The sequence below is a fragment of the Archangium sp. Cb G35 genome, assembly GCF_001896145.1.
In the GTDB taxonomy this organism is placed as follows: Bacteria; Myxococcota; Myxococcia; order Myxococcales; family Myxococcaceae; genus Archangium; species Archangium violaceum.
In genome coordinates this window covers 104,568-128,597 of the sequence record NZ_MPOI01000020.1, presented here as the reverse complement: position 1 = coordinate 128,597, position 24,030 = coordinate 104,568, and the positions used below count along the sequence as shown (strand labels likewise).

At 70.1% G+C, this 24,030-nt stretch carries 20 protein-coding genes; 9 read left to right on the top strand and 11 right to left on the bottom strand.

All coding sequences use genetic code 11. From position 1 onward, the window contains the following. Positions 1-45 precede the first annotated feature (45 nt). Together BO221_RS46335 and BO221_RS55200 are read left to right on the top strand one after the other, a co-directional pair. Complete coding sequence (locus tag BO221_RS46335) at positions 46-891, top strand: aldo/keto reductase (protein ID WP_073567348.1); 846 nt, start codon at positions 46-48, stop codon at positions 889-891. A gap of 125 nt (positions 892-1,016) precedes the next feature. Further along, the gene (locus tag BO221_RS55200) at positions 1,017-2,498 is read left to right on the top strand and encodes a methyl-accepting chemotaxis protein (RefSeq protein ID WP_158080034.1); all 1,482 of its coding nucleotides are present in this window, start codon (positions 1,017-1,019) and stop codon (positions 2,496-2,498) included. A 2-nt stretch (positions 2,499-2,500) separates the two neighbouring features. On the opposite strand, the gene BO221_RS46325 is transcribed toward BO221_RS55200, so the two are convergent. The 6 genes from BO221_RS46325 to BO221_RS46300 all read right to left on the bottom strand — a co-directional run bounded on the left by BO221_RS46325 (position 2,501) and on the right by BO221_RS46300 (position 10,847). Then, positions 2,501-3,250 (bottom strand): ankyrin repeat domain-containing protein, encoded by a 750-nt coding sequence (locus BO221_RS46325; RefSeq protein ID WP_143196081.1) that lies wholly within the window; start codon positions 3,248-3,250, stop codon positions 2,501-2,503. Between the two features lie 92 nt (positions 3,251-3,342). Next, a complete protein-coding gene (locus BO221_RS46320) occupies positions 3,343-6,486 on the bottom strand; it encodes a type VI secretion system Vgr family protein (RefSeq protein ID WP_158080033.1) in 3,144 nt (1,047 codons plus the stop codon). A gap of 5 nt (positions 6,487-6,491) precedes the next feature. After that, positions 6,492-7,382: a DUF4123 domain-containing protein gene (locus BO221_RS46315; protein ID WP_073567344.1), complete on the bottom strand. Its 891-nt coding sequence runs from the start codon at positions 7,380-7,382 to the stop codon at positions 6,492-6,494. 8 nt (positions 7,383-7,390) lie between these two features. Continuing rightward, on the bottom strand, positions 7,391-7,789 hold the full coding sequence (locus tag BO221_RS46310; protein ID WP_073567343.1) for a PAAR domain-containing protein: 399 nt from the start codon (positions 7,787-7,789) through the stop codon (positions 7,391-7,393). A 38-nt stretch (positions 7,790-7,827) separates the two neighbouring features. Then, the gene (locus BO221_RS46305) at positions 7,828-9,981 is read right to left on the bottom strand and encodes a type VI secretion system Vgr family protein (protein ID WP_073567342.1); all 2,154 of its coding nucleotides are present in this window, start codon (positions 9,979-9,981) and stop codon (positions 7,828-7,830) included. Between the two features lie 368 nt (positions 9,982-10,349). Further along, the gene (locus BO221_RS46300) at positions 10,350-10,847 is read right to left on the bottom strand and encodes a hypothetical protein (RefSeq protein WP_073567341.1); all 498 of its coding nucleotides are present in this window, start codon (positions 10,845-10,847) and stop codon (positions 10,350-10,352) included. Positions 10,848-11,199: 352 nt separating this feature from the next. Here BO221_RS46300 and BO221_RS46295 point away from each other — a divergent pair, with 352 nt between their 5' ends. From BO221_RS46295 to BO221_RS46285, 3 genes are all read left to right on the top strand, one after another. Continuing rightward, positions 11,200-11,511 carry a helix-turn-helix transcriptional regulator gene (locus BO221_RS46295; protein ID WP_233166569.1) on the top strand — a complete coding sequence of 104 codons (312 nt, stop codon included), beginning with the start codon at positions 11,200-11,202 and terminating at the stop codon, positions 11,509-11,511. Positions 11,512-11,579: 68 nt separating this feature from the next. Then, positions 11,580-12,047 carry a hypothetical protein gene (locus BO221_RS46290; RefSeq protein WP_073567339.1) on the top strand — a complete coding sequence of 156 codons (468 nt, stop codon included), beginning with the start codon at positions 11,580-11,582 and terminating at the stop codon, positions 12,045-12,047. Positions 12,048-12,264: 217 nt separating this feature from the next. Further along, on the top strand, positions 12,265-13,260 hold the full coding sequence (locus BO221_RS46285) for an inositol monophosphatase family protein (protein WP_073567338.1): 996 nt from the start codon (positions 12,265-12,267) through the stop codon (positions 13,258-13,260). Here the strand turns inward: BO221_RS46285 and BO221_RS46280 are convergent. Beyond that, entirely contained in the window at positions 13,248-14,516 is a 1,269-nt protein-coding gene (locus tag BO221_RS46280; RefSeq protein WP_073567337.1) for an MFS transporter, read from the bottom strand. The genes BO221_RS46285 and BO221_RS46280 overlap by 13 nt on opposite strands. A gap of 78 nt (positions 14,517-14,594) precedes the next feature. Between BO221_RS46280 and BO221_RS46275 the strand changes: the two genes are divergently transcribed. The 4 genes from BO221_RS46275 (at position 14,595) to BO221_RS46260 (ending at position 20,084) form a co-directional block, all read left to right on the top strand. Beyond that, positions 14,595-15,542 carry a MoxR family ATPase gene (locus tag BO221_RS46275; protein ID WP_233166568.1) on the top strand — a complete coding sequence of 316 codons (948 nt, stop codon included), beginning with the start codon at positions 14,595-14,597 and terminating at the stop codon, positions 15,540-15,542. A 313-nt stretch (positions 15,543-15,855) separates the two neighbouring features. Beyond that, positions 15,856-17,067: a DUF58 domain-containing protein gene (locus BO221_RS57520; RefSeq protein ID WP_073567335.1), complete on the top strand. Its 1,212-nt coding sequence runs from the start codon at positions 15,856-15,858 to the stop codon at positions 17,065-17,067. Beyond that, positions 17,064-19,016 carry a transglutaminase domain-containing protein gene (locus tag BO221_RS46265; protein ID WP_073567334.1) on the top strand — a complete coding sequence of 651 codons (1,953 nt, stop codon included), beginning with the start codon at positions 17,064-17,066 and terminating at the stop codon, positions 19,014-19,016. The genes BO221_RS57520 and BO221_RS46265 overlap by 4 nt, the downstream gene beginning before the upstream one ends. Before the next feature lie 9 nt (positions 19,017-19,025). Further along, positions 19,026-20,084, top strand: a complete 1,059-nt coding sequence (locus BO221_RS46260) for a NusA N-terminal domain-containing protein (RefSeq protein ID WP_073567333.1) — start codon at positions 19,026-19,028, stop codon at positions 20,082-20,084. Between the two features lie 36 nt (positions 20,085-20,120). Here the strand turns inward: BO221_RS46260 and BO221_RS46255 are convergent, their stop codons facing one another. The 4 genes from BO221_RS46255 to BO221_RS46240 form a co-directional block, all read right to left on the bottom strand. Further along, positions 20,121-21,509 carry a cytochrome P450 gene (locus BO221_RS46255; RefSeq protein WP_073567332.1) on the bottom strand — a complete coding sequence of 463 codons (1,389 nt, stop codon included), beginning with the start codon at positions 21,507-21,509 and terminating at the stop codon, positions 20,121-20,123. Between the two features lie 26 nt (positions 21,510-21,535). Continuing rightward, complete coding sequence (locus tag BO221_RS46250; protein ID WP_073567331.1) at positions 21,536-22,075, bottom strand: MarR family winged helix-turn-helix transcriptional regulator; 540 nt, start codon at positions 22,073-22,075, stop codon at positions 21,536-21,538. 332 nt (positions 22,076-22,407) lie between these two features. Further along, complete coding sequence (locus tag BO221_RS46245) at positions 22,408-23,481, bottom strand: enoyl-CoA hydratase/isomerase family protein (RefSeq protein WP_073567330.1); 1,074 nt, start codon at positions 23,479-23,481, stop codon at positions 22,408-22,410. A gap of 107 nt (positions 23,482-23,588) precedes the next feature. Beyond that, positions 23,589-24,023 (bottom strand): PaaI family thioesterase, encoded by a 435-nt coding sequence (locus BO221_RS46240; protein ID WP_073567329.1) that lies wholly within the window; start codon positions 24,021-24,023, stop codon positions 23,589-23,591. Positions 24,024-24,030 lie beyond the last annotated feature (7 nt).

Below are 24,030 nucleotides of genomic sequence, written 5' to 3'. Positions count from 1 at the left end.
CGGGAGCGGGGAGGAGTTGAGACCCTGGCCCCACGGGGGAGTCACATGGACAAGCGCGTCTTCGGGCCCACGGGAGTGGAAGTGCCGGTGCTGGGGCAGGGCACCTGGCAGATGGAGGAAGACGGCCGGGAGGAGGCCATCCGGGCGCTCCAGGTGGGGTTGGACCTGGGGATGACGCACGTGGACACGGCGGAGCTGTACGGCTATGGCGACGTGGAGTCGCTGGTGGGCGAGGCGCTGGCCGGGCGGCGCGACGAGGTGTTCCTCGTGTCCAAGGTGATGCCCAACAACGCCACCTACGCGGGGACGATCCAGGCCTGCGAGCGCAGTCTGAAGCGGCTGCGGACGGACCGGCTGGACTGCTACCTGCTGCACTGGCCGGGGCCGCACCCGCTGGAGGAGACGCTGCGTGCCTTCGAGCGGCTGCGGACGGACGGGAAGATTCGCTCCTGGGGGGTGAGCAACTTCGACGTGGACGACCTGGAGGAGGTGTTGGCCCTCGCCGGGCACGGGCGGATGGCGTGCAACCAGGTGCTCTACCACCTGAGGGAGCGGCACATCGAGCACCGGGTGCTGCCGTGGTGCGAGCGGCACGGGGTGGCGGTGGTGGGCTACAGCCCCTTCGGGAGCGGGGACTTCCCGGAGCCGGACAGCCCGGACGGGCAGGTGCTGGCGGAGGTGGCCAGGGCGCATGGGGCCTCGCCCCGGCAGGTGGCGTTGGGGTTCCTGATGAGGCGGCGCTCGCTCTTCTGCATCCCCAAGGCGAGCCACGAGGCGCACACCCGGGACAACGCGGCGGCCGGGCGGCTGCGGCTGACGGCGAGGGACCTCGCCCGGCTGGAGGAGGCCTTCCCCCCGGGGGCGGTGCAGCGGGAATTGCCCGTGGTGTAGGGAGAGGTGACTGCCGGTCCAGGTGGAGCAACCGGGCGAGCGAATGCCCCCGCCGGGGTGCGGCCCTCGTCTGATAGCGTGCGCGGACGGTCCCGAGGCAGTTCCTCGGGGACGTGGCCGAGCACATGGATAACAACCCCCCATCTCCCGAGACCCAGGAGAGCTACCGCGAGTTCCTGCTGACGCGAGGGCCGTTGCGGCTCGGGAAGCTCACGCTCACGGCGCTGGTGGCCACCCCGGTGCTGTTCGTGTTGGACGTGCTGTACGCGCGGTGGGTCCTGGGTGCGAGCCCGGACCTGGGCTGGCTGGTGCTGGTGCGCCTGGGCTGGCTGCTGGCGCCGGCGCTGCTGATGGCGATGCGCCGGGTGTTGAGCCCGAGAGATCTGCCGGCGGCGATGTTCTGGACCACGCTGGTGTACGCGCTGGGCAACGACTGGGCCTTCTACCAGCTGGGCATGGCGGGCTCGGGCTACCACGTGGCCATGGTGTTCCTCAACGTGCTCACGGGCCCGTCCATGCTGCCGGTGGGCCGGTGGGCGCGCATGTGCTTCTACGCGCTGCTGGGCGTGGCGCACGTGGGTTTCGACCTGGTGCTGTCGGACGCGCCGCTGGCGGGCACGCTGGTGTTGGACCTCATCCTGCTGCTGTGCTCGCTGGCGGTGGCCATGCTGCTGGAGGCGCTGCACTCGGGGCACCGCAAGCAGTTCTACCTGCGGCGCAACATGCAGCGGGCGTTGCGGGAGCTGGAGACGTCGCGCGGCAAGGTGGTGGAGACGGGGCGGACGCTGGCGGGCTCGGCGCAGGTGCTCTCGACGACGATCGCCGAGATGTCCCAGCAGGCGGTGCACGTGCGCACGTCGGCGCTGCGGATTGCGACGGCGAGCGAGCAGATGGCGAGTGCGGCGGGCGCGCTGTTCCGTCACTCGAGGGCGAGCGCGACGCAGGCCGAGGAGGCGCAGCGTTACACGGGCGAGGTGGACTCGCTGGTGAGCGGCATGGAGACGAGCCTGACGGCGATTGCCCAGGCGGTGGGCCGCAGCGCGCTGAGCGTGCAGAAGCTGGAGGAGAGCTCCGAGCGCATCCACGGTTTCGTGGAGACCATCCAGGAGATGGCGGCGGCGACGAACATGCTGGCGTTGAACGCGGGAATCGAAGCGGCGCGGGCGGGCGAGCACGGGCGGGGCTTCGCGGTGGTGGCGAAGGAAGTGGGCAAGCTGGCGGAGGAGTCGGGGCGGAGCTCGGCGCGGATTGGCGAGGTGGTGGGCGGGGTGACGAAGCAGATGTCCGAGACGCTGATGGCGGTGGGGCACATCCGGGAGACGACGGAGCGCTTCACGCCGGTGCTGGAGTCGGCGCGGACGACGCTGCGCTCCATCCGCGAAATCGTGCTGCAGAACCAGAAGCTGATGGAGAAGAGCGCGGGCGAGGCGGAGCGTCAGGCGGAGCAGACGACGCACATCTCGCAGGGGTGCGCGACGCTGCTGGAGCTGGTGGACACGTACGCGCAGATGGGGACGGACGTGGCCGCCACGGCGCTCAAGCTGGGCACCATGGCGGACGAGCTGCGCAAGCTGCTGCCGGAAGAGGACGCGGCCCGGAAGGCCTGAGCTCAGGGCGCCCCGGGGCGGGGTGCCTTCCCGGGGACGTTGGGCGGAGGCCACTTTCCGGCTTCCCTCAGGGCGTGCCCCTCGTCGGCCGTGGGCGCGGGGTTGGGGAAGCCGATGGCGTGGAGCCGCTCCAGCAGCAGCAGCCGCTCCTGGTTCATCGGGCTGCGGTGGTCCCAGGCGGGGACCTTGCCCGCTCGTTCCGCCGTGGAGCCCAGGGTGGACCCGATCGAGTCCATCACCCAGGGGGAGGCGCCCCGGTCGAGGAACTCGTTCACCAGGTCGAAACGCCTGGCCTGGGCCGTGGACAGCGCCACGGAGCCGCCGACGTTCGAGCGCATGTTCAGGTCGGCGCCGTGCTCCAGGTAGAAGTCCAGCGTCTCCCGGTTCCGGGTGTCCACCGCCACTTCGAGCAGGAGCTTCCCACCGCCGTAGTTGTTGAGGTCCGCGCCCGCGGCGTGGAGGCGCTTCAACCAGTACGGGTCATCGAGCAGCGTGGCGGCGTACAGCGCCTGGCCGGCGATCTTTCCCTTGGGGCCGCCCAGGGCGCCCCGCTCGAGCAGCGTGTCGAGCGCACCCTTCTGGCGCGCGGCGACGGCGATGACCAGCCAGTTGGTGGCATCACGGCCGACGGTCAGCGGGTCCACCTCGCTACTGTCGAGCAGCTGGCGGATGGTGGCGGCGTCTCCGTCGGCGACGGCCCGTGCCATCTGCTTGTCGGCCGGTTTATCAAAATAGCTATCTGGCCCAGACATTGCGGCTCCTCCCTGTCTCGAACACCCGCCCAACAACGAGAGCATGGCGGCCCACGCCAGCCATGGCCAACGGCGCATCATGGGTCACCCCTCTATCGCTTACCAAGCTGAGCCTCGCACCCGCTGGCGACGTACTGGTTCTTGAGGTTCTCCTGGTGCGTGTCGAGGCTCTTCTTCACATTGTCCATGCCATGCAGGTCCACCCGGTACATCACCGGGTCATACCAGGCGTGATCGAATTCCTTGGGCTGCGGGAGGTTCACGCGACGGCCGGTGGCTTGGGGCAGCGTGCCGTTGACGAGCATCGCCGCCACCATTCCGCCCAGCGGACCTCCCAGCTTCGTGCCCGCGATGACGGCGCCTCCCTGCACCACCGCCCGGTTGTCCTGGACCCAGTTGAGGACCTCGCCCTCCACGACGTAGGCGTTGATGTTGGCACTGGCGTTGGACATGTTCATGCCGCCCACCGTGTTGGGATGGACGCCCGCGGGGTTGAAGGTCGTCGTCTTGGCGCCGGTCATGAGGCCCGCCGCGGCCGCCATGCCTCCCCCCTTCGAGTGGCCGATGATCTCCATGTTGCCGCCCGTCACGACATCCAGATGATCGGCGAGCTTCTTGGCGCTCTCGTAGTGGTCGCTCTTCATGCCGACGCCCTGCAGGAGGTTCTCCTTCCAGTCCTTGAAGCCTTCCTTGTTCTCCGTGCCGCGGAAGGCCAGGTACGACTTGCCCTTGTCGTCCTGGTAGATGGCGGCGCGGTAGCTGGAGCCCTCGGGCGCGGTGAGGGTCTTGATTTCCTCGTCGGAGAGGCGGCCCTTGAAGATGGCCTTGAGCTGCTCGTCGTTGGCGCGGGTGAAGCCCTCGGGCAGCTGGCCGGGGGTGCCGCTCTGGTTGTACACGTCCGCGGCGAGCGCGGCGCGGACCTTGGCGTGGTCCATCTCGTCGATCTGATTGGCGAGCTGCACGCACGTGACGGTGGGCGCGCGGGCCTGCAGCAGCGCCATGGGCAGCATGGTGGCCGCCAGGTTCATCGGCTTGACGGGCTCGAGCTCCGAGGCGCCCTGGGCCACCGCGAGCCCGCTTGGCGCTCGCACCTTTCCATCGTCCGCCGGGGTGGGCACGGTGGGTTTGGCCTCCACCGCGTCCTGGGGGGCGGTGGGCGCCGCGCCGCTGCCGGCCAGCGCCATGCCTCCGCTGTTGAGCAGCACCGTGTTGCCCATGATGGCCACGCCGCTCGCGTCGATGGTGATGAAGCCACCCGGCCCCTGGAGGGTGATGCCGGTCGCCGCCTCGATGACGATCTTGTTGGACTTGAGGTGGATCTCCTTGCCCGTCTCCACCGCGGTCAGCTGGCCCACCTTCCTGTGCAGGTCCTTGCCGACCTCCAGCGACTGCGTGGCATCCACCGTCTCGGCCAGCGCGTGTTTGACGTGCAGGTGGCTGTCCTTGTGCACCAGCTCCATGCGGTTGGACTGGATGACGATGTCCACGTCTCCCGCGCCGTCGATTCCACCCACGTGCCGTTTCAGGTTTCCGCCCACGTGCTCCTGGCTGTGGCGGTGCACCGTGAGGCTCTTGTCCCGGAACACCAGCTCGTTCTGGTCGCCGGCCTTCCCGTTCTTCCCCTGGCCGCCGATCGTCTGGTGCCGGTCGTGGAGGATGGTCTCGAGGGAGTCGTTCTTCACGTGCACGTCCATGTTGCGCTCGGCGTGCAGGAAGTACTGCTCCTTGCTCTTCTCGTCCTCGAAGCGCACCTCGTTGTAGCCGTCCCCGTTCAGTGACGAGTTGGACTTGATGGTGCTCTTCGTCTTCTCCGCGGGCAGCTCGTAGGGGACCAGGTTGGCGCCGTTGTACACGCGGCCGGTGATGATGGGCCGGTCCGGATCACCCTCGATGAAGTCGACGATGACTTCCTGGCCGATGCGCGGGATGAACATGCGTCCCCACAGCTCGCCGCCCCAGGGCTGGCTCACGCGCACCCAGCAGGAGCTGTCCTCGTCCAGCTTGCCCTGCCGGTCCCAGTGGAACTGGACCTTCACGCGGCCCCACTCGTCCACGTGGATTTCCTCGCCCGAGGGCCCCACCACCACCGCCGTCTGTCCTCCCTGGACGTACGGCCGGGGCGTCACCCGGGGCGGACGGTAGGGCGTCTTCTCTGGGATGGAGGTGAAGGTGTTGGTGTAGTGGAAGTCCGCCAGCGGGGCTTCCTCGTCCATCACCTGGGGCTGGCTGCCCGAGTGGCTCACGTGGGTGAGCAGGTAGCGGCCGTTGTAGTCCTCGCGCGAGTGCTCCCGCAGCGAGAAGAGCCGCCCCGGACACAGGCGCTCGCAATCACTCTCCCCCTGCGTCTGCACCCGCGAGGCCTGCCACGCTTCCAGCCGCAGCTTCGCCATCGTGGTGCCCTTGGCCGAGGAGCCGCGGCCGGGATCCTGGTACTCGCCCGGGTAGTCATACACCTCGAGGTCCTTATCCACCTCGGCCGCGTGCCCGGCCTCCATGGGCAGTCCGGGCTTCTTGTAGTTGAAGTCACGCAGGGTCGTCTTACCGGGCCGCACCTCCTGCACGCGGCGGAAGCGCGCCACGTGGTCCTCCTGCACCACTCCGCCCGATGCGCGCCGGAAGGGCAGCGTGTCCCCTCCGTCGATGGGCTTGAGGGCGGACTCCGTGTCTCCGATCACGAGGATGTGTTTGTCCTCGTGGTGCTCGAAGAAATAGAAGATGCCGTCCTCTTCCATGAGGCGGCTGGCGAAGGCCCAGTCGGACTCGCGGTACTGCACGCAGTAGTCGCGCGGCTCGTAGGAATTCACCAGCGAGAAGCGCACCCGGTCCGCGGGCACACCGGCCGCCTCGAAGACCTTCTTGAGGATGGCGGGCGTGTCGAGCCTCTGGAAGATGCGGCAGTCGTGCCGGTGCTGGAGCCGCCACACCACAGGCACCACCGTGGCCCGGTAGATGGTGTAGCGCGGCATCTCGTTCACCTGCTCGAAGCGGCTGATGAGGCCGCTCAGGTGGCGGAAGCCGGACTCTCCGCGGATGGCCAGCAGCGCCGTCTTGCCCACCACCTGGGCGGAGTCGACGTCCGGGTTCTCGCAGGCCAGCTCCACCTGGAACTCGAACAGGCTCGACAGCCCCTCCGAGCCGGAGAAGTGGAGTACCCGCATCGCCTCTTCGGAGTCTCCGATGTCGAACAGGAAGACCGGAGCTCCCCCCACCTCGTGTACGTGTGCGCGAGCAACCATCGGTATCAGCCCCTTGTCCCGTTGCGGCCCGGCGGACGCTTGCCGTCCAGGGAAGGCAGCTCGACGGTGACCTCTCCGTTCGAGCCGCTGAAGATGAAGCCCTCGATGTCCCCGAAGAACTCCTCCCGCGTGCCGGGCGGGCACGAGGGGAGGAATGCGCCGAGCACACGCGGGTCGTAATAGCGGAAGTAGAGCCTGCCCTCGACGCCCTCCGCCTCCACCATGAGGAACTTGCGGAAGTGCCGCCGCACCAGGCGCGCCGGCGCGGCGCTGGTGAGGAAGACCCCCCAGTGCGCGCCCCAGCCCTCCTGCACCAGTGCCTCCAGCAGCCACGAGTCCTTCCGGGGCAGGCTCACCAGGTACGGGGCCACCTCCGCCAGCGCCACCCCCCGCGGGCCCTCGTACAGCGAGTAGCAGTCCTCCACCGACTCGTGCAGCAGCTCGAGGATGCGCTCACTGCGCGCCGCGTCGACGAGGGCGTACAGCGGGGCCTCCTGCGCGCGCAGCACCTCCAGGGCCTGGGCCTTGTGGGCCACCAGCACGGGAGGATCCGGCTGCCCGGGCTCGCGCGGCGGGGTGGTCTTCTCGAAGTACACCGAGAAGTCCGTCTGCCCCGCGCGCAGCCAGCTGCCGTTGAAGATTTCCCCCTGCTCCACGGGCTCGCCGTCCAGCAGCGTCCCCGGGACGTCCGGCTGCCCGTGCAGCCAGCCCCGCTTGCCGCTCCAGGACAGCTCGAATTGCACCTCGGCCAGCCCGGCGTCCTGCGGCACCGCCAGCCCCGAGGGCGGGGCACGCCCCACCTTCAGCACCTGGCCGGGCTCGATGAGCGTCTTCTGATAGGCCAGCGGTCCCCAGCGCACCTGGAGGATGGCGTGGCGCCTGGTTCCCGTGCTCATCGGTCCCCTCAGTCGCCCTGGGCCTGGGCCTGCTCCTGCCTGCGCTTCTCGCACTCCTCGCAGAAGGGCGTGCCGTCGCGTGCGGCGATGGAGATGGTCTGCCCCTGGGCGGACGAGCCGATGACGACCGTGGGACAGCCGGCCACGATGACGCCTCCATGGGAGGTGGGGTCACCCAGGCGGGCGGCGGGCTTGCCGGCGATGATGACGCTGGACTCGCCCTGGGAGATGGAGTCCGAGACGCCCGGGCCCGTGCACAGCAGCGAATCCCCCACCCGGGCCGCCGGCTGGTAGCCGATGAGGACCGTGCCCTCTCCCGAGGTCGTGGGCCCGCCCACGTGCGGCACCGGGCCCGGATTCACCATGGGGCACACGTGCATGTCCGTGATTCGTGCGGCGGGAGGCATCGGCGTTCTCCTCTCAGGGGGGCTCGGGGAACCGCGTCTCAGGGCTTGCTTCCGTCGTCCGCCGGGGTGGGCACGGTGGGCGAGGCCTCCACCGCCTCCGTGGGGTCCGTGGGCGACACGCCGCTGCCGGACAGGGCCGCGCCGCCGGTGTTGATCTGCACCAGCGTGCCCTTGATGGCGATGCCGCTCGCGTCGATGGTGATGAAGCCGCCCGGCCCCTTGATGGTGATGCCGCTCGCCGCCTCGATGATGATTTTGTCGGACTTGAGGTGCAGCTCCTTGCCCGCCTCCAGCGCGTGCAGCCCGCCCACCTTCATGTGCAGATCTCCACCGACCTGCAGCGACTGGGAGCCGTCCACCTTCTCGTTGAGGTTCTGCATCACGTGCAGGTGGCTGTTCTTGTGCACCAGCTCCATGCGGTTGGACTTGATGACGATGTCCACGTCACCCGGGCCGTCGATGCCGCCCACCAGGAGCTTCATGTCCCCGCCCACGTGCTCCTGGCTGTGGCGGTGCACGGTGAGGCTCTTGTCCCGGAACACCAGCTCGTTCTGGTCGCCGGCCTTGCCGTTCTTGCCCTCGGCGCCGATCGTCTGGTGCCGGTCGTGAAGGATGTTCTCGAAGGAGTCGTTCTTCACGTGCACGTCCATGTTGCGCTCGGCGTGCATGAAGAACTGTTCCTTGTGCTTCTCGTCCTCGAAGCGCAGCTCGTTGTAGCCGTTGCCGCCCTGGGAGGAGTTGGACTTGATGGTGCTCTTGGTCTTGTGCGCGGGCAGCTCGTAGGGGACCAGGTTGGAGCCGTTGTACACGCGGCCGATGACGAGCGGCCGGTCCGGATCTCCCTCGATGAAGTCGACGATGACTTCCTGGCCGATGCGCGGGATGAACATGGCGCCCCAGCCCTCGCCGGCCCACAACTGGCTCACGCGCACCCAGCAGGAGCTGTTCTCGTCCTGCTTGCCCTCGCGGTCCCAGTGGAACTGGACCTTCACCCGGCCCCACTCGTCCACGTGGATTTCTTCCCCCGAGGGGCCCACCACCACCGCCGTCTGGACTCCCCGCACGTGAGGCCGGGGCGTTGCGCGGGCGGGCCGGTAGGGCACCTTCTCCGGGATGCAGGTGAAGTAGTTGGAGTAGCTGAACTCGCCCTGCTGCGACTCCTCCTCCATCACCTGGGGCTGGCTGCCCTCGTGGCTCACGTGGGTGAGCAGGTAGCGGCCGTTGTAGTCCTCGCGCGCGTGCTCCTGGAGGGTGAAGAGCCGTCCGGGCGCCAGGCGCTCGCAATCGCTCTCGCCCTGCGCCTGCAGCCGCGCCGCCTGCCACGCCTCCAGCTTCAGCCGGGCGATGGTGGTGCCCTTGGCCGAGGAGCCACGGCCCGGATCCTGGTACTCGCCCGGGTAGTCATACACCTCGAGGTCCGTGTCCACCTCGGCCTCGTGCCCGGCCTCCATGGGCAGCCCGGGCTTCTTGAAGTTGAAGTCGCGCAGGCTCGTCTTGCCCGGCCGCACCTCCTGCATGCGGCGGAAGCGCAGCACGTGGTCCTCCTGCACCACGCCGCCCGTGGCGCGGCGGAAGGGCAGCAGCTCCACCCCGTGGATGGGCTTGAGGGCGGACTCCTTGTCCCCGAGCACGAGGATGTGTTTGTCCTCCTGGTGCTCGAAGAAATAGAAGATGCCGTCCTCCTCCATGAGGCGGCTGGCGAAGGCCCAGTCGGACTCGCGGTACTGCACGCAGTAGTCGCGCGGCTCGTAGGAATTCACCAGCGAGAAGCGCACCGTGTCCGCGGGCACACCGGCCGTCTCGAAGACCTTCTTGAGGATGGCGGGCGTGTCGAGCTTCTGGAAGATGCGGCAGTCATGCCGGTGGTGGAGCCGCCACACCTGCGGCACCACCGTGACGCGGTAGATGGCGTAGCGCGGCAGCTCGTTCACCTGCTCGAAGCGGCTGACGATGCCGTGCACGTACCGGGGGACCAGCTCGCCATTGAGCGACAGCAGCCCCGGCTTGCCCACCACCTGCGAGAAGTCCAGGTCCTGGTTCTCGCACGCCACCTCCACCTGGAATTCGTAGAGGCTCGACATTCCCTCCGAGCCGGAGAAGCGCAGCACCTTGAGCTGCTCTCCCAATCCCGTCACTTCGAAGAGGAATAGCGGAGTCTCTCCCAACAGGTGCACGAGTGCCCGAGCGACCATGGTGCAATTCCATTCCGAATAGAGTGGACCGGCTCAACCCCACCCAAGCCGACGCCGAGGAAGAGCGCCATCGTACACCGCCTCGACCCACGGGACGGGAGCTTTTACTAGCCGACATCTCCGGGTCCACCCAGGAGGCGGCCGCTTCCAGCTTCCGAGAAACCGCTTGGGGCGGAACTGTCCACGTGGCTCGAATTTCCCGCGGGGGGGTTCGTCCAGGCCGTGGGCTCACCGGAGAGGCGGGAGCCTCGGGAGCCGGCCTTCACGGAGCCGTGGCCCTTCTCGGGGCCTCGGTCCGGACCGTGCGGGGGGGCAGTGACGGCGGGGGCACTCCACCGTCACGGCGCCGTGTGGCGCTACGGCGTGGGCTAGAGGGCGTGCGTCTGGGCCCAGTAGGAGATGACGGCCTCGTCGTCGACGATGCGGGAGTGGAAGTGGTCCCAGATGTCGGTGACGGCGACGGCGTGGCCCCGGGACAGCCTGGGGGTGAGGTAGAGGGCGTAGTACTGGGCGCCGCTGCCATCATCCACGGGGCCGAGCTTGTCGAGGGGGCGCTTCGTGACGGGGCAGAGCAGCTCGCACCGGGTGCCGGGGGGGATGTCGGTGAAGCCCGTCTTGCGCTTGTCGCCGTGGATGGGGGAGAGGTGCACGAGGCCCTCGCGCCCGTCCGGGGTGCGCAGCAGCAGGCTGACGGCGGGGTAGCCGTTGAACTTCACGTCCGAGTAGCCGGCGAGGTTGTCACCGCCGGGGCCGAACGCCTGGGTGACCACGAGCGTCACGTTGTCGGAGATGGCCTGAAGGCTGTCGTGCTGCTGGGGGATGTCGTGGACCTGGAGGTTCCGGGTGTCGACGTGTTCCTTGGGCATGGTGTGGCCTCCTGGGGGGCGGAGCCGAAAAGCCGGGGGGAGATGCACGATAACGATGGAGGTTGCGCACGAACACCCCCCGCAGCGCCGCTTTTTCGGGGGCCTCGTCCCCGGAACCACACTCGGAGCGAATCAGGGGAGTTCGCGGAGAGCGGGGAGTCACCACACGCACCTGGTGCGCCAACGCTGCGGGTCGGGTCACCATACCTCCAAAGAGGGGGTGAATCGAGTCCACCCAACAAATGGGTAGTGGGCATTGACAGGACGTGGCGAGTCCGTAAGGTAGGGGCGTCTCATTTGGAGGACCCGTCGCATGCCCCGGCTCTCGGCTCGTATGGAACGTCCACTGGCGATGAACCTCGGTACGGTGGCCCATGCCGCGCGCCGGCGGGCCGGGCTCACCCAGGCGGAAGTGGCGCGCCGGGTGGGCGTGCAGCTCGAGGTGTATGGCCGCATCGAGCGCGGGGAGGTATTCCCCAGTGTCCCCACGCTGCGGCGCATCTGCGTGGCGTTGGAGATCGGCTCGGATGAGCTGCTGGGGCTGGAGCTCTCCCAGCCCTCGGGCCTGCGCCGGCTGGTGGACGCCGCGCGCGGCCTGCGCCAGCCCCAACTGCGGATGCTGCACCGGCTGGCCCTCTCGCTTCATGCCGAGCCCGGGGATTGAAATTGAAATAGTGTCCGGGCGCGGACGGGCCGGCGTCCCTACTTCACCTTCGAATCGAGAGACACGACATGCAGAAGCGCCAGTGGACCGTGGTCGCCGCCCTCGCCGTCATGGCGACGCAGACCGCCTGCTACAACACCCGCATCGTCACCCGCGCCCCGCCCGAGGGCCCGGCCTACACGGACCGGCAGTGGTTCACCATCGGCGGGCTCGCCAACCTGTCGCAGCCGGCGGGACAGTACTGCCAGGACGGTGTCTCCTGGGCGGAGAGCAAGCTGAGCGGCACCGACTGGCTCATCACCGTGGGCCTGACCGTGGCCGGTGGCATCGCCGGCACGCTGGCGTGCGCCAACACCGGGGACGCCCTGGCTCAGACGGGCTGCGGCACGATGGGCGCCGCGCTGTTGCCCTTCCTGCTGTCCTCGCGGACGGTGGAGTTCACCTGCGCCGCGGCCCCCGTGTCCGACCGCCCGGCGTACATGCCGCCCCCGTCGAACAACATGGTGCCGGCGCCAGCGCCCGCGCCGGTGCAGTAGGCCTCCGCGCGGAACGTGATGCCCGGTGCCCGTGTCTCCCCGGGCACCGGGGCTCGAGTCCCCCGCGTTCCCGGCGCCCGCGAGCGGGGTGGCCGTGAGGAGGGGGACGGGGTCCACCGGGGAAGCAGGCGCCCATGGCGCGCGGAACGGACACGGAGTCCGTTACTGTTCGACGGGTGGTGCGTGGCCCGGAGTCCCTCAAGGAGCGGTCCCCTTCATGGAGCAGTCGAGCGTTCGAGAGCTACAACCCATCATCGACGCGGTACGGCTCGCCTGCGAGCTGTGCCGCCGGGTGCAGGCCGCCAAGGCGGGTGTCAGCCGCAAGAGCGACGCGAGCCCGGTGACGATCGCCGACTATGGGGCGCAGGCCCTGGTCTGCCGCGCGCTCGCCCACTCCTTCCCCGAGGAGGGTGTCATCGCCGAGGAGGGCGCGGAGGGGTTCCTCACCGTGCCTCCCGGGGAGCGCGAGCAGGCGGTGCGGCTGGTGGGGAAGCTGCTGGGCGAGCGGGTGACGGAGGAGATCTTCCTGCGCTGGCTCAACCACGGCCGGGGCGTGCGGAGCGACCGGGTGTGGGTCATCGACCCGGTGGACGGGACGGAGGGTTTCATCCACGGGCGGGGCTACGCGGTGTGCGTGGGGACGCTGGTGGAGGGCCAGCCGGCGGACGGCATCATCGGCGTGCCGGTGTCGCCGCTGGACGAGGGCGGAACGCTCTTCTTCACGGACGCGGGGCGGGCCTGGGCCGAGACGCTCGAGGGCGGCGAGCCGCGCGCGTTGCACGTGTCGGACCGGGTGGATCCGCCGAGCATCCGGGTGGTGGAGAGCTACGTGATGGGCCGGCGCTCGCGGGAGATGGCGGACCGGGTGTACGCGGCGGCGGGCTTCGATGCGCGGCGGGCGAAGCGTTATGACGGGATGGTGAAGTACGCGCTGGTGGCGGCGGGGGCGGCGGACCTGTTCATCCGGGGGCCGCGGGACATCCGCAAGAATCCGCACAAGACGTGGGACCACGTGGCGGGCACGGCGCTGGTGCGCGCGGCGGGAGGCCAGGTGACGGGGTTGGATGGGCGGGGGGTGGACTTCTCGCAGGGCGCGGAGCTGCGCGGCACGCTGGGGCTCATCGCGAGCAACGGGCGCATCCACCCGAGCGTCGTCGCGGCGATGGCCAAGGCGGCCGGCGAGGAGTGGGGATTCCTGCCTCAGCCGGAGTGAGGCGGGCGGTACGCGGCGAGCACGTCCGTGCCGCCGCGCCACAGGCCGCGCGTCCACCCCAGCCACCAGAGGCCATAGAGGATGGACGCGCCGGCGAGGGCCCAGGAGGCGGTGGCGAGCCCCACGAGCTCGGCGGCGCCACCGGCCACGAGTGAGGACACCCCGACGGCGAGCGTGGCGAGGCCGAAGTCGATGGCGAGCACGCGGCCGCGGAGCCTGTCGGGGGTGGACACCTGGAGGCCGTAGGTGGAGAGGACCCACTGCGCGCCGCCGCCGAGATGGGCCAGGAGCACGCACAGGGCGGCCAGGGGCAGCGAGGGGGCGAAGGGGAGCAGCACGTAGGCGAGCCCGTACGTCACCATGGAGCCGCCACACACGAGGAAGAGACGGCGGCCGTCGTCGCCGGCCCAGCGCTGGCCGAGGAAGGGTCCGAGGAGGGCACCCAGTCCACGCGCGGCGAGCAACATGCCCACGCCGGCGTCTCCGGAGGCGAAGCGGGCGGTGGCGAAGGCGGGCAGCAGGCCCACGATTCCATTGCCGAGCCCCACGCCCGCCTTGGTGGCGAGCAGCGAGAGGGTGATGCGGCTCTGGCGGGCGAGCGTCCACACCTCGCCGAGCTGGGCGCGCACGCCATGGGAGGAGGGGGGCTCGTGGTGTTGGAGGGGGCGGCGGATGCCGGCGACGAAGAAGGCGGAGAGGAGGAAGGTTGCGGCGTTGAGGAGGAGACTGGCCTCGCGGCCGAAGGCGAGGGTGGCGAGGCCTCCGACGGCGGCGCCGATGAAGAGCATGGTGCCCCAGACGGCGCCGAGGGCGGCCTGGGCGATGGAGAGCTGCCCGGGGGGGACGACGTTGGGGACGGAGGCCTCGGCGACGGGGTCGAAGAAGGAGGAGAGGGCGGCGAGCAGGGCGACGCAGGTAATGGCGAGCGTGGGGGAGTGCAGACGCAGGGAGGCGAGCAGTCCGAGGGCGGGGAGGACGCGCAGCAGGTCCACGGAGACCATGAGGCGCTTGCGGTCGACGCGATCGGCGACGAGGCCGGCGAGGGGGGAGAGGAAGAAGACGGGGAGGACGCTGGCGGCGTGGATGACGGCGGCGGAGCCGGGGCGGCCGGTGGACTCGGTGACGAAGCCGCTGATGGCCACGAAGGCGAACCAGTCGCCGAGCAGGGAGACGACCGTGGCGAGGAAGAGGCGGCGGTAGTCCGGGTTGTGCCGCAGGAGGGGCAGCACATTGCGGACGGAGGCGGAGGCGGCCATGGGGGTGGGGGGAGCCTATCCGGAGCGGTGCTGGTACGCTGCGCGGCCAGAATGTCTTCTTCTCCCGTGAAGGTTCCTGTGACGGAGCGTGCGGCCGGTGTGCGCGCGCTGGTGACGCGGCTGGCCGACAACCTGGAGCGTGTCATCCGCGGCAAGCGCGAGTCGCTGGAGCTGGTGTTGTGCTCGGTGGCGGCGGGAGGCCACGTGCTGCTGGAGGACGTGCCGGGCACGGGGAAGACGACGCTGGCCAAGGCACTGGCGTTGAGCATTGGAGGCAGCTTCAAGCGGGTGCAGTTCACGCCGGACCTGCTGCCCACGGATATTGTCGGAGCGTCCATCTTCAACCCGCAGGAGGGGAGCTTCCGGTTCCGCGAGGGTCCGCTGTTCGCGAACGTGCTGATCGCGGACGAAATCAACCGGGCCTCGCCGCGGACACAGTCGGCGCTGCTGGAGGCGTTGAGCGAGGGGCAGGTGACGGTGGACGGGCGGACCCATGTGCTGTCGCCGCCGTTCCTGTGCATCGCGACGCAGAACCCGGTGGAGTTCCACGGGACGTACCCGTTGCCGGAGGCCTCGCTGGACCGGTTCGCGGTGCAGTTGTCACTGGGGTACCTGCCGGAGGGGGAGGAGCGGACGCTGTTGATGACGCGCTCGGGGCCGCCGCCGCTGGAGGGGATGAAGGCGGTGTGCACGGTGGAGGAGGTGGTGGAGCTGCAGCAGCGGGTGCAGGAGGTGAGGCTGGAGGAGACGGTGGCGGACTACCTGCTGCGAATCGTGCAGGCGACGCGAGGCCACCCGAGCATCCGGCTGGGCGTGTCGACGCGAGGGGCGCTGCTGTACGGGAGGATGGCGAGGGCGAGGGCTCTGATGCAGGGGAGGGACTACGTGCTGCCGGAGGACCTGAAGGTGCTGGCGGTATCGGTGCTGGCGCACAGACTGGTGCTGGACACGAGGGCGAGGTACGCGGGAGCGGACAAGCGAGCGCTCACGAAGGACCTGGTCGGCGCCGTGCCAGTGCCGCGCTGACCACTATCCCCTCTCCCCTCGGGAGAGGGACGGGGTGAGGGTGCCCGGATCCGTGTTCACCACTCCGGCTCGAGCACCTCCCGGGCGCGAGCTGTACGAACTTGTCCAACAGTTGGACAAGTTGTGGAAGACCGGGCCCAGGGGGGCTTCCGGGCGCGCGGTCGAGCAACTGGTCCAACAATCGGACCAGTTGGCGCACTTCGTGTCCGGGAGGTGGGGCCCCCGAGGAGTGGAATCCGGAGCTTGATAGAGTGCACGTACTCGCGCCGGTGGTTGGCGTGAGGCCACCCCGCTGCCGAGGACACCCCCGCGCATGGCCCGCCGTCGCCGCTGGTCCTTCCTGATGCCGCCCGAGGACCACGGATTCATCCGTTTCCTCCAGGACCGGTATTTCGGGCTGCTCACGCCGGTGGGGCGCGTGGTGATGTGGTCGGCGCTGGCGGCGGGCTTCCTCCTGCTGGGCGGCCTGGTGGCGCCGCTCATCCTCTTCTTCTCCTTCACCGTGTGCGCGCTGGCCGCCGCGGCCGTGGTGGGCCTGCCCTTCCGTCCGCGCGTCTCGCTCACGCGTCTCTTCCCTCCCCCCGTGTCCGCCGGAGACACGCTCACCTACCGCGTGCGCGTGGAGAACACGGGCCGGCGCCCCGTGCGCCACCTCGTGGTGGAGGAGCGCCTGTTGCCTTCCGAGCTCCGTCGCGTGGGCGAGCCCCCCGTCATCGACTCCCTGGCACCCGGCGAGCGCACCGAGGTGACGCTGCGCCTCCAGTGCACCACCCGCGGCGTCTACGAACTGGGAGCGCTCCAGGCCGCGAGTCTCTTCCCCTCGGCGCTGGTGAAGTGGCCGAGGCGCTCGGCCGCGAAGGACCGGGTGCTGGTGTACCCGCGCTTCACCCCGCTCGAGTCGCTGGAGGTGCCGCACGGACGCAACTACCAGCCTGGAGGCATCTCGGTGGCCTCGCAGGTGGGCGAGTCCACGGAGTTCTTCGGCACGCGCGACTGGCATGACGGGGATCGCACGCGGGACATCCACTGGCCGTCCTTCGCGCGCACGGGCCGGCTGGTGGTGAAGGAGTTCCAGGAGGAATTCTTCGTCCGGCTGGCCATGGTGCTGGACGTGCAGTCGCGCTCGGTGAAGGAGGACGCGCTGCTGGAGAAGGCGCTGTCGCTGGCGGCGGGCATGGCGGACGTGCTGGCGCGGCAGGAGTACATCATCGACCTGTTCGCCGCGGGCCCCGAGGTGTTCCACTTCCAGGCGGGCCGGGCGCTGGCGCACTTCGATCACATCCTCGAAATCCTCGCGGCCATCGAGTCGGGGGAGCGGTTGGACCTGGAGGCGCTGGAGGCGGCGCTGCTGCCCGAGGCGAGCCACCTGTCGGCGGTCATCTTCGTGGTGATGGACTGGGAGCCGTCGAGGGCGGCGCTGGTGGAGAAGCTCAAGGCGCACGGGGTGGCGGTGCGGGTGCTCTCGGTGAGGCCGGACCGGGCACCAGTGGGGCTGGCGCCGGAAGAGGTGGTGGCGCTGGCATGAGCGAGCCCTCGGACAACGACGTCTCGCGGTACGGCCGGCTCGTCGAGCTGCTGCCGGTGTTCGCGGCCCTGGTGGTGCATGCGGTGGCGCATGGGCGGTGGCTGCTGTGCGCGCCGGTGATGGTGGGGCTGGTGTGGGCGGGGCTCACGGGCGTGAGGGTGGATTACTCGCCGGCGCGGCTGCTGCTCGCGGGCGTGCTGGGGTTGGGGACGGGGGCGGCGATGCTCTGGGTGAGCGAGCCGCCGACGGCGCCCTTTCCGCCCAACATCTTCGGCCCGCTGTGCGGCGCGCTGGTGGGGCTGTCGGTGCTGTGCGGGCTGGGCCGCAACCGGTACTACGCGTGGACGTACGCGGGCCTGCTGGTGGCGCTCAGCCTGCGCGTGCGCGAGATGCGGGCGGTGGAGTGGGTGCTGGGCGGGCTGGTGCTGAGCGTGCTGGTGGTGGCCTTCCTGGAGGGAGGGCTGAGGCGCTCGGGCTTCCGGGCGGCGGCGGGCTTTGGCGTCTTCACCGTGCTGCTGCTGGGGATGACGCTGTGGCTGACGCGGACCATCTGGGCCAGCGAGGGCGTGCTGATGGACGCCGTGTACCGGATGACGAGCGGCTCCAATCCGGGCACCGCCGCGGAGTTCCAGTCGGAGGTGGGCCTGCGCAGCCTGGAGCGCAAGGCCCGAGGCTCGGAGCGGCCGCTGTTGGTGCTCTCGGGGGCGGCGCCCGCGCGGCTGCGGACGCGGGTGTTCGACCGGTTCGACGGGCTGCGGTGGACGACGTCGAAGGAGTTGGAGGAGCTGCGGTTGTCACTGCCCCCGGGAGACGCGGAGGCCGCGCGGACGCTGGCGCTGACGGTGCTGTCGCCGGTGGGGGCCTGGCTGCCGGCGCCCGCGGGGACACGGGCGGTGGAGGGCGTGCGGCCCGAGGTGCGGGGCGGCTGGGTGTGGAAGGCGGAGGAGCTGGAGGGCACCACGCTGGCGCTGCGCACGGCCGAGCTGGAGCACCTGCCGCCGGAGGAGGTCGCGGGGGACACGCTCACCGCGTTGCCGGAGGAGCTGAAGGCGGAGCTGGGCCCGCTGGCGGAGGAGCTGACGCGCGAGGCGCGCACGCCGCGCGAGAAGGCGCGGAAGCTGGAGGCGTACTTCCACGAGCACTTCGAGTACTCGCTGTACGTGGACTTGAGGGGCGAGGGGAGCCCGCTGGCGGTGATGGTGAAGGAGAAGCGGCCGGCGTACTGCACGTACTTCGCGAGCGCGATGGCGGTGATGCTGAGGACGGTGGGGGTACCGGCGCGGGTGGTGGGAGGCTTCGCGCCGGAGGACAACAATCCGCTGACGGGGGCGACGCTGGTGCGCGAGCGGGACGCGCACGCCTGGGTGGAGGTGTTCCTCGAGGACGAGGGGCGTTTCGTGGCGTTCGATCCGACGCCGTGGCGGAGCCGGGACGATGCGCTGGGGCTGACGCAGCAGGAGAAGGGCTTCTGGGGGAACGTGGTGGGGGCGGTGGGGACGTTCCTGCGCGAGGTGGGAGCGGGGCTGCGCTACCAGCCGTTGGCGCAGGTGAAGGCGCTGGTGGGCTCGCCGCTGTTCGGGGTGCTGGCGGCGGGGGTGCTGCTGTGGCGGCTGCGCAAGGGGAAGGGGGGCGGGCGGACGAAGACGCGGCGCGAGGTGATGGGGACGCGGGACGTGAGGCTCGCGGCGCTGTACACGCGTTACCTCAAGACGCTGAAGAAGCGGGCGGGCCTGGTGCCGGCGCCAGCGGAGACGGACGACGAGCTGCTGTCTCGGCTGCGCGAGGCACGAGGCGACGCGGTGGCCCAGGTGGCGGCGGAGTTCCTCGCGCACTACCGCGAGGCGCGCTACCGGGGCGTACCCATGGGCCCGGAGGGAAACACACTGGTGGAGCACCTGGACGCGAAGCTGCGTGAAACCCTCTCTCCCTCTGGGAGAGGGCTGGGGTGAGGGTTGTCCATGGCGACTGATGAGGATCTCCGGGCCTATCTCCACGAGCAGTTGGAGGCGGCGGTGGTGGGGGGCTACCAGAACGAGAAGCAGGTGCTCACCTCCCTTGAGGAGCTCGCGAGACACGAGCTGGGTGACGACGCGGAAGTGGAGCGGCTCCTGGCGTTGGCCCGGCGCCGGCTCGAGGAGCACCGCGTGGAGGAGTCCAGCTGGACCGAGCCCACGGTGAACGACGCGCTCGACCGCGCCTTCCAGGAGCTCACCCGCAACGGCATCCTCGCGCTGCAGAACGCGGGTTACACGCTGTCGGATGGCTGGGGCGAGGTGAAGGCCGCCGCCGCGAAACGCTCCGAGCGCATGCGGGGTGCCACCTTCTTCCATGGCCAGGACGTCGAGCGCGGTGTGTTGGGCGCGGGCCTCATGCTCGCCTTCGGGGCCTTCGAGGACGATCCGGCGCTGCACGACGAGGCGAGCCTCGCCATCGCCCGCGAGGTCCGCGAGACGCTCGCCCGGCACGGCATCGAGACGGAGTGGAATGGCCGCCTGGAGACCCGCATCCAGATTCCTCCCTTCGAGTGGCGCAAGCGCCGCCAGTCCCTCCGGGCCCGGCACACCCCTCCGGCGGATACCGAGTCCCTCTTGGAGCGCGTCCTCCGCAACGTGATGCAGGAGGAGGGCCTGTCCCAGGAAGAGGCCATCGCGGCCCTCGAGGCCTTCATTCTCGAGGAGGCCTTGAAACACTACGGCGAGGAGCGCCGGCTCGAGGCCCACTACGACCCGGAGAAGAGGCTCGTGGAGGTCTTCCAGGCTCTCACGGTCGTGGAGCGGCTCGACGACGACCCGGCCGTGGCCGCGAACCAGCGGCTGCTCGAGCAGGTGCGCCAGCTCGGGATGGACGTCGAGCCGGGCGATGAGCTCGTCTTCCAGATCTTCTACCGCCCGGAGGACGCCCCCGAGTCCAAGGCCCAGGACTATCAGTATGGAGAGATCCTCGACCTGAAGACCTTCGGCCGCTTCCTGCGCTGGTCCTCTCGGGCCCTGCGCGAGGGCCTGCTCGCGCACCGTTGAGGATGCGCGAGGGCCAGTACCGGCACCGGGGGTCCGCTAGAAGAACAGCGGGATGCGGTGGAAGCCGCGCATGGCCGCGCCGGCGCCCCAGCGCAGCTCGCTGGAGGGCACGGCCAGCCGCAGCTTCGGGAAGCGCCGGAAGAGCGTCTCGAAGGCGATGCGCGCCTCGAGCCGGGCCAGCGGCGCTCCGATGCACACGTGGATGCCCTTGCCGAAGGCGATGTTCCGGTGGGCGTCCGGGCGCGAGATGTCATACGCATCGGGATTCGCGAAGCGCTCCGGATCCCTGTTGGCCGAGGCGAGGCCCACCGACACCCTCGCCCCCTGGGGCACGTGGGTGTCTCCCAGCGCGAGCTCTTCCTTGGCGATCCGCGGAGTGCTCAGGTAGTCGACGGGGCCCCAGTAGCGCAGCGTCTCCTCGACCATGCCCTTGCTCATCCCGGCGGGGTCCGCGAGGAAGCGCGCGTGCTGCTCGGGGTGCTCCAGCAGCGCGACGACGCCGTTGCCGAGCAGGTTCACCGTCGTCAGGTGCCCGGCGAAGAAGAGGATGAACACCATGGACAGCAGCTCCTGGTGGTTGAGCCGGTCTCCGTCCTCCTGGGCGTGCACCATCTGGCTGATCATGTCCTCGCCGGGCTGGCGCCGCTTGCGCTCGAAGAGGCCCTCCAGGTAGCTGGCGAAGGACTTCAGCCCGGCGCGCACCTCCGGATCCGTCCGAGCGGCCGCGGTCTCGGCATGCAGGAGCCGCTCGGCCCAGGCATGCACCTGGGCCCGGTCCTCCTCCGGGATGCCGAGCATGTCGCTGATGACGCGCACGGGCAGGGGGTAGGCGAAGGACTCGACGAACTCCATGCCGCGCTCCGGTGCCGACTCGCCCCGGGCGGCGGCCGCCTGCTCCGCCTTGTCGAGCAGCTCGTCCACGAGGCGCTGGACGCGGGGCTCGAGCAGCTCCATGGCGCGCGCGGTGAAGTTGGGCTGCACCAGCTTGCGCAGCCGGGTGTGGTCCGGCGGGTCCAGCATGATGATGCTGAACGCGAGGGGCTTGAACTCCTCGGGCATGTTCTTGGACAGGAACTCGCGCTGCTGTGGAGGCAGGGCGGTGCGGAAGTCGGAGGAGAGCCGGTCATCGAGCAGCGCGGCCACGGACTCGTCGTAGCGGGTGATGAAGTAGCGCTCGTCCCCGGCCTCGCGGGCCTTGCGCTCCGGAGAGCCCTCGGCGTGGGCTCCCGCGGTGAGGTCGCCGCGCATGGGGGCGCGCACGACGGGGCCGAGGGCGCGCAGGTCGGAATAGAGGCCGTGGGCCCGGGCGAAGAACTCGGGGTCCGTCCTGTCCAGCAGGTGCGCGGCGTCGGCGCGGGGGGCCTCGTGCGGGGGCGTGACGGGGGCGGTCTCTTGCTTCGGCTCGTTCGGGGGGGTGGTTGCCATGGCGTCCTCTCTCTCTTCTCAACGGCTCAACGTCGTTTCGTGCTCCGGCGGCGGGGGGCCCGGTCCGGTGGTGCTTCGGTGTCCTCGTCCGGGTTCGTCTCCAGGGGAGTGGGGGCGCGGGCCTCCATCGCGGCCAGCGCGCGCTCGAGCAGGTCCAGGCTCCGGTCCAGCTCCTTCAGCTCCGTGGGGGAAGCGCTCGCGAACTGGGCGGCCATTTCCCCGGCGAGTGCCTGGCGGACCTCCTGGCTCACCTCCTGGCCGCTCTCCGTCAGCACGAGGCGCAAGCGCCGCCGGTCCTCGGGGTCGGCCTCGCGGCGCACATAGCCGCGCTGCTCCAGGCGATCCAACAGGCCGGTGATGACGGCGGGGGTGACGCGCTGCCGTTGCGCGAGCTGCCCGGGAGACAAGGGGCCCGCACGGAGGGAGTAGAGCACCCCGAGCTGGCGCAGGCTCAGCTCCCGGCCGAGGTGGTTGGCCTGCACGCTCGACATGGCCCACCGGTACAGACGGGGGATGAGCCCGAGGGTGCGCAGGGCGTGGTCGAGCGGAGGCTTGTTCCTGGGCATGGTTCCGCTCCGGGGCTCGAGTTGACGGGCCCGATTCGTTAGCCAGGCAAAAGGTATCGGAAGAAAAAGAATCCGCAACACCCGTGGGTGAGGAGGGCTGGCCGTGGGCCGTGCGGAAATGTGACCGGATATCCCCTCTCCCCTCGGGAGAGGGTCGGGGTGAGGGTGCCTGTGCCTGTTCTCCACAACGTGACCCACGGTGTGGACAGGGGGTTCAACCCGGGATGCGTGGCACCCTCACCCCGTCCCTCTCCCGGAGGGCGAGGGGAAATGTCCGCGAGGGTCAGCTCATGTGCTCGGGGGCACTCTTTCGCGGACCTTCCCGTGGGGACTCAGTGAAGGACGAGGTCCCGCGCGCCGAGCGGCGCGAAGCACGCCTCCACGTCGGACTCACGCACCCCGGCGAGCGTGGGCGGGTTCCACGTGGGCTTGTTGTCCTTGTCCACGAGCACCGCGCGGATGCCCTCGCGGAAGTCCGGCAGCGCCGTGACGTGCTGGCTCAGCCGGTACTCCACGGTGACGGCTTCGTCGTATGGCTTGCCCCGGCACAGCCTCAGTTGACGCAGTGTCACCTTCAGGCTCGTAGGCGACATGCGCCCCAGTGTGGCCCGCGTCTCCTGGGCCCACGGCGTGCCCTCGGCCTCCAGCGCCGCGAGGATCTCCTCCACGCGGTCCTTCGCGAAGCACCGGTCAATGACCTCCGCGTGCGCGCCCAGGGGAGAAGTCCCCGGCTCGGACGCGAAGCCATTCAGCACCCGCGTGGCCACCTGGCGCGCCTCGCCCGTGCTCCAGTCCGCCGCCGCGAGCGCCTCCACCACGGCGTCCAACTTGTCGTGCGTCACGTGCTGCGTCCCGTACCCGAGCCACATCGCATCCGCGGCGTTGCACCGGTTGCCCGTGAGTCCCAGGTACGTGCCCGCCTCGCCCGGGAAGCGCGGGAGGAACCAGCCACCGCCCACATCGGGGAACAGGCCGATCGCCGTCTCCGGCATGGCCAGCACCAGCCGCTCGGTGACGACACGGTGCGAGCCGTGCACGGACAGCCCCAGCCCTCCGCCCATGCTGATGCCGTCCACGAGCGCGATGTACGGCTTGGGGTAATGATGGATGAGGTGGTTGAGCCGGTACTCCTCGAGGAAGAAGGCGCGCGAGAGCGGCTCCTGTCCCTCGGGAGCGGGCGTACCCAGCGACAGCGCCACGGCGCGCACGTCACCGCCCGCGCAGAAGGCCCGGCCCCCGGCGCCGCGGATGACGACGGCCTTCACCTGGCTGTCCTTCGCCCACGCCTCGAGCGCCGGGTGCAGCGCGCGAATCATCCCCAGGTCGAGCGCGTTGAGCGCCTTGGGGCGGTTGAGCGTCACCAGTCCCACCGGCCCGCGCGTCTCCAACAGCACATCCGTGTTCATGGCCGCGCCATAGCAGAACCCGCGCGGCCAGTCCCCCCGCCTGCCGGGGGCGCTCGTTCCAGACTTGTCCAACTGTTGGACAAGTTCGTGAACACCGCGCCCGGAGCTCAGCGCTTCCGCGGCAGCACCGCCAGCGTCACCGTGGCCTTCGACACGAGCGTCTCCTCGCCCCGGGCCACCGCGAACACCTCGGACTCCACCACCGACAGCGTGCGCCCCGCGCGCAGCACCTGGGACCGGCACCGCAGCTCCTCGCCCACCGCCGCCTGCAGCAGGTTCATGGTGAAGCCCGTGGTCAGCACCAGCTGGTCCGCGGCGATCAGCGAGCCCGCCGCCGCGCCCGCGGTGTGGTCCGCCATCGTCGCCTGCACGCCCATGTGGATGACACTGTCCTGCTGCAGGTGCTTTGGCTTCACCGCCAGCCGCGTCGCCACCCGTCCCGGGGTGATGCTCACCAGCTCGTAGCCCACGTCCATGACGAACGCCGCCTGGCGGAAGATCTCCGCGACCTGCTGGGCGTACTCGGGATTCCTCGGCTGCATCGGTGAC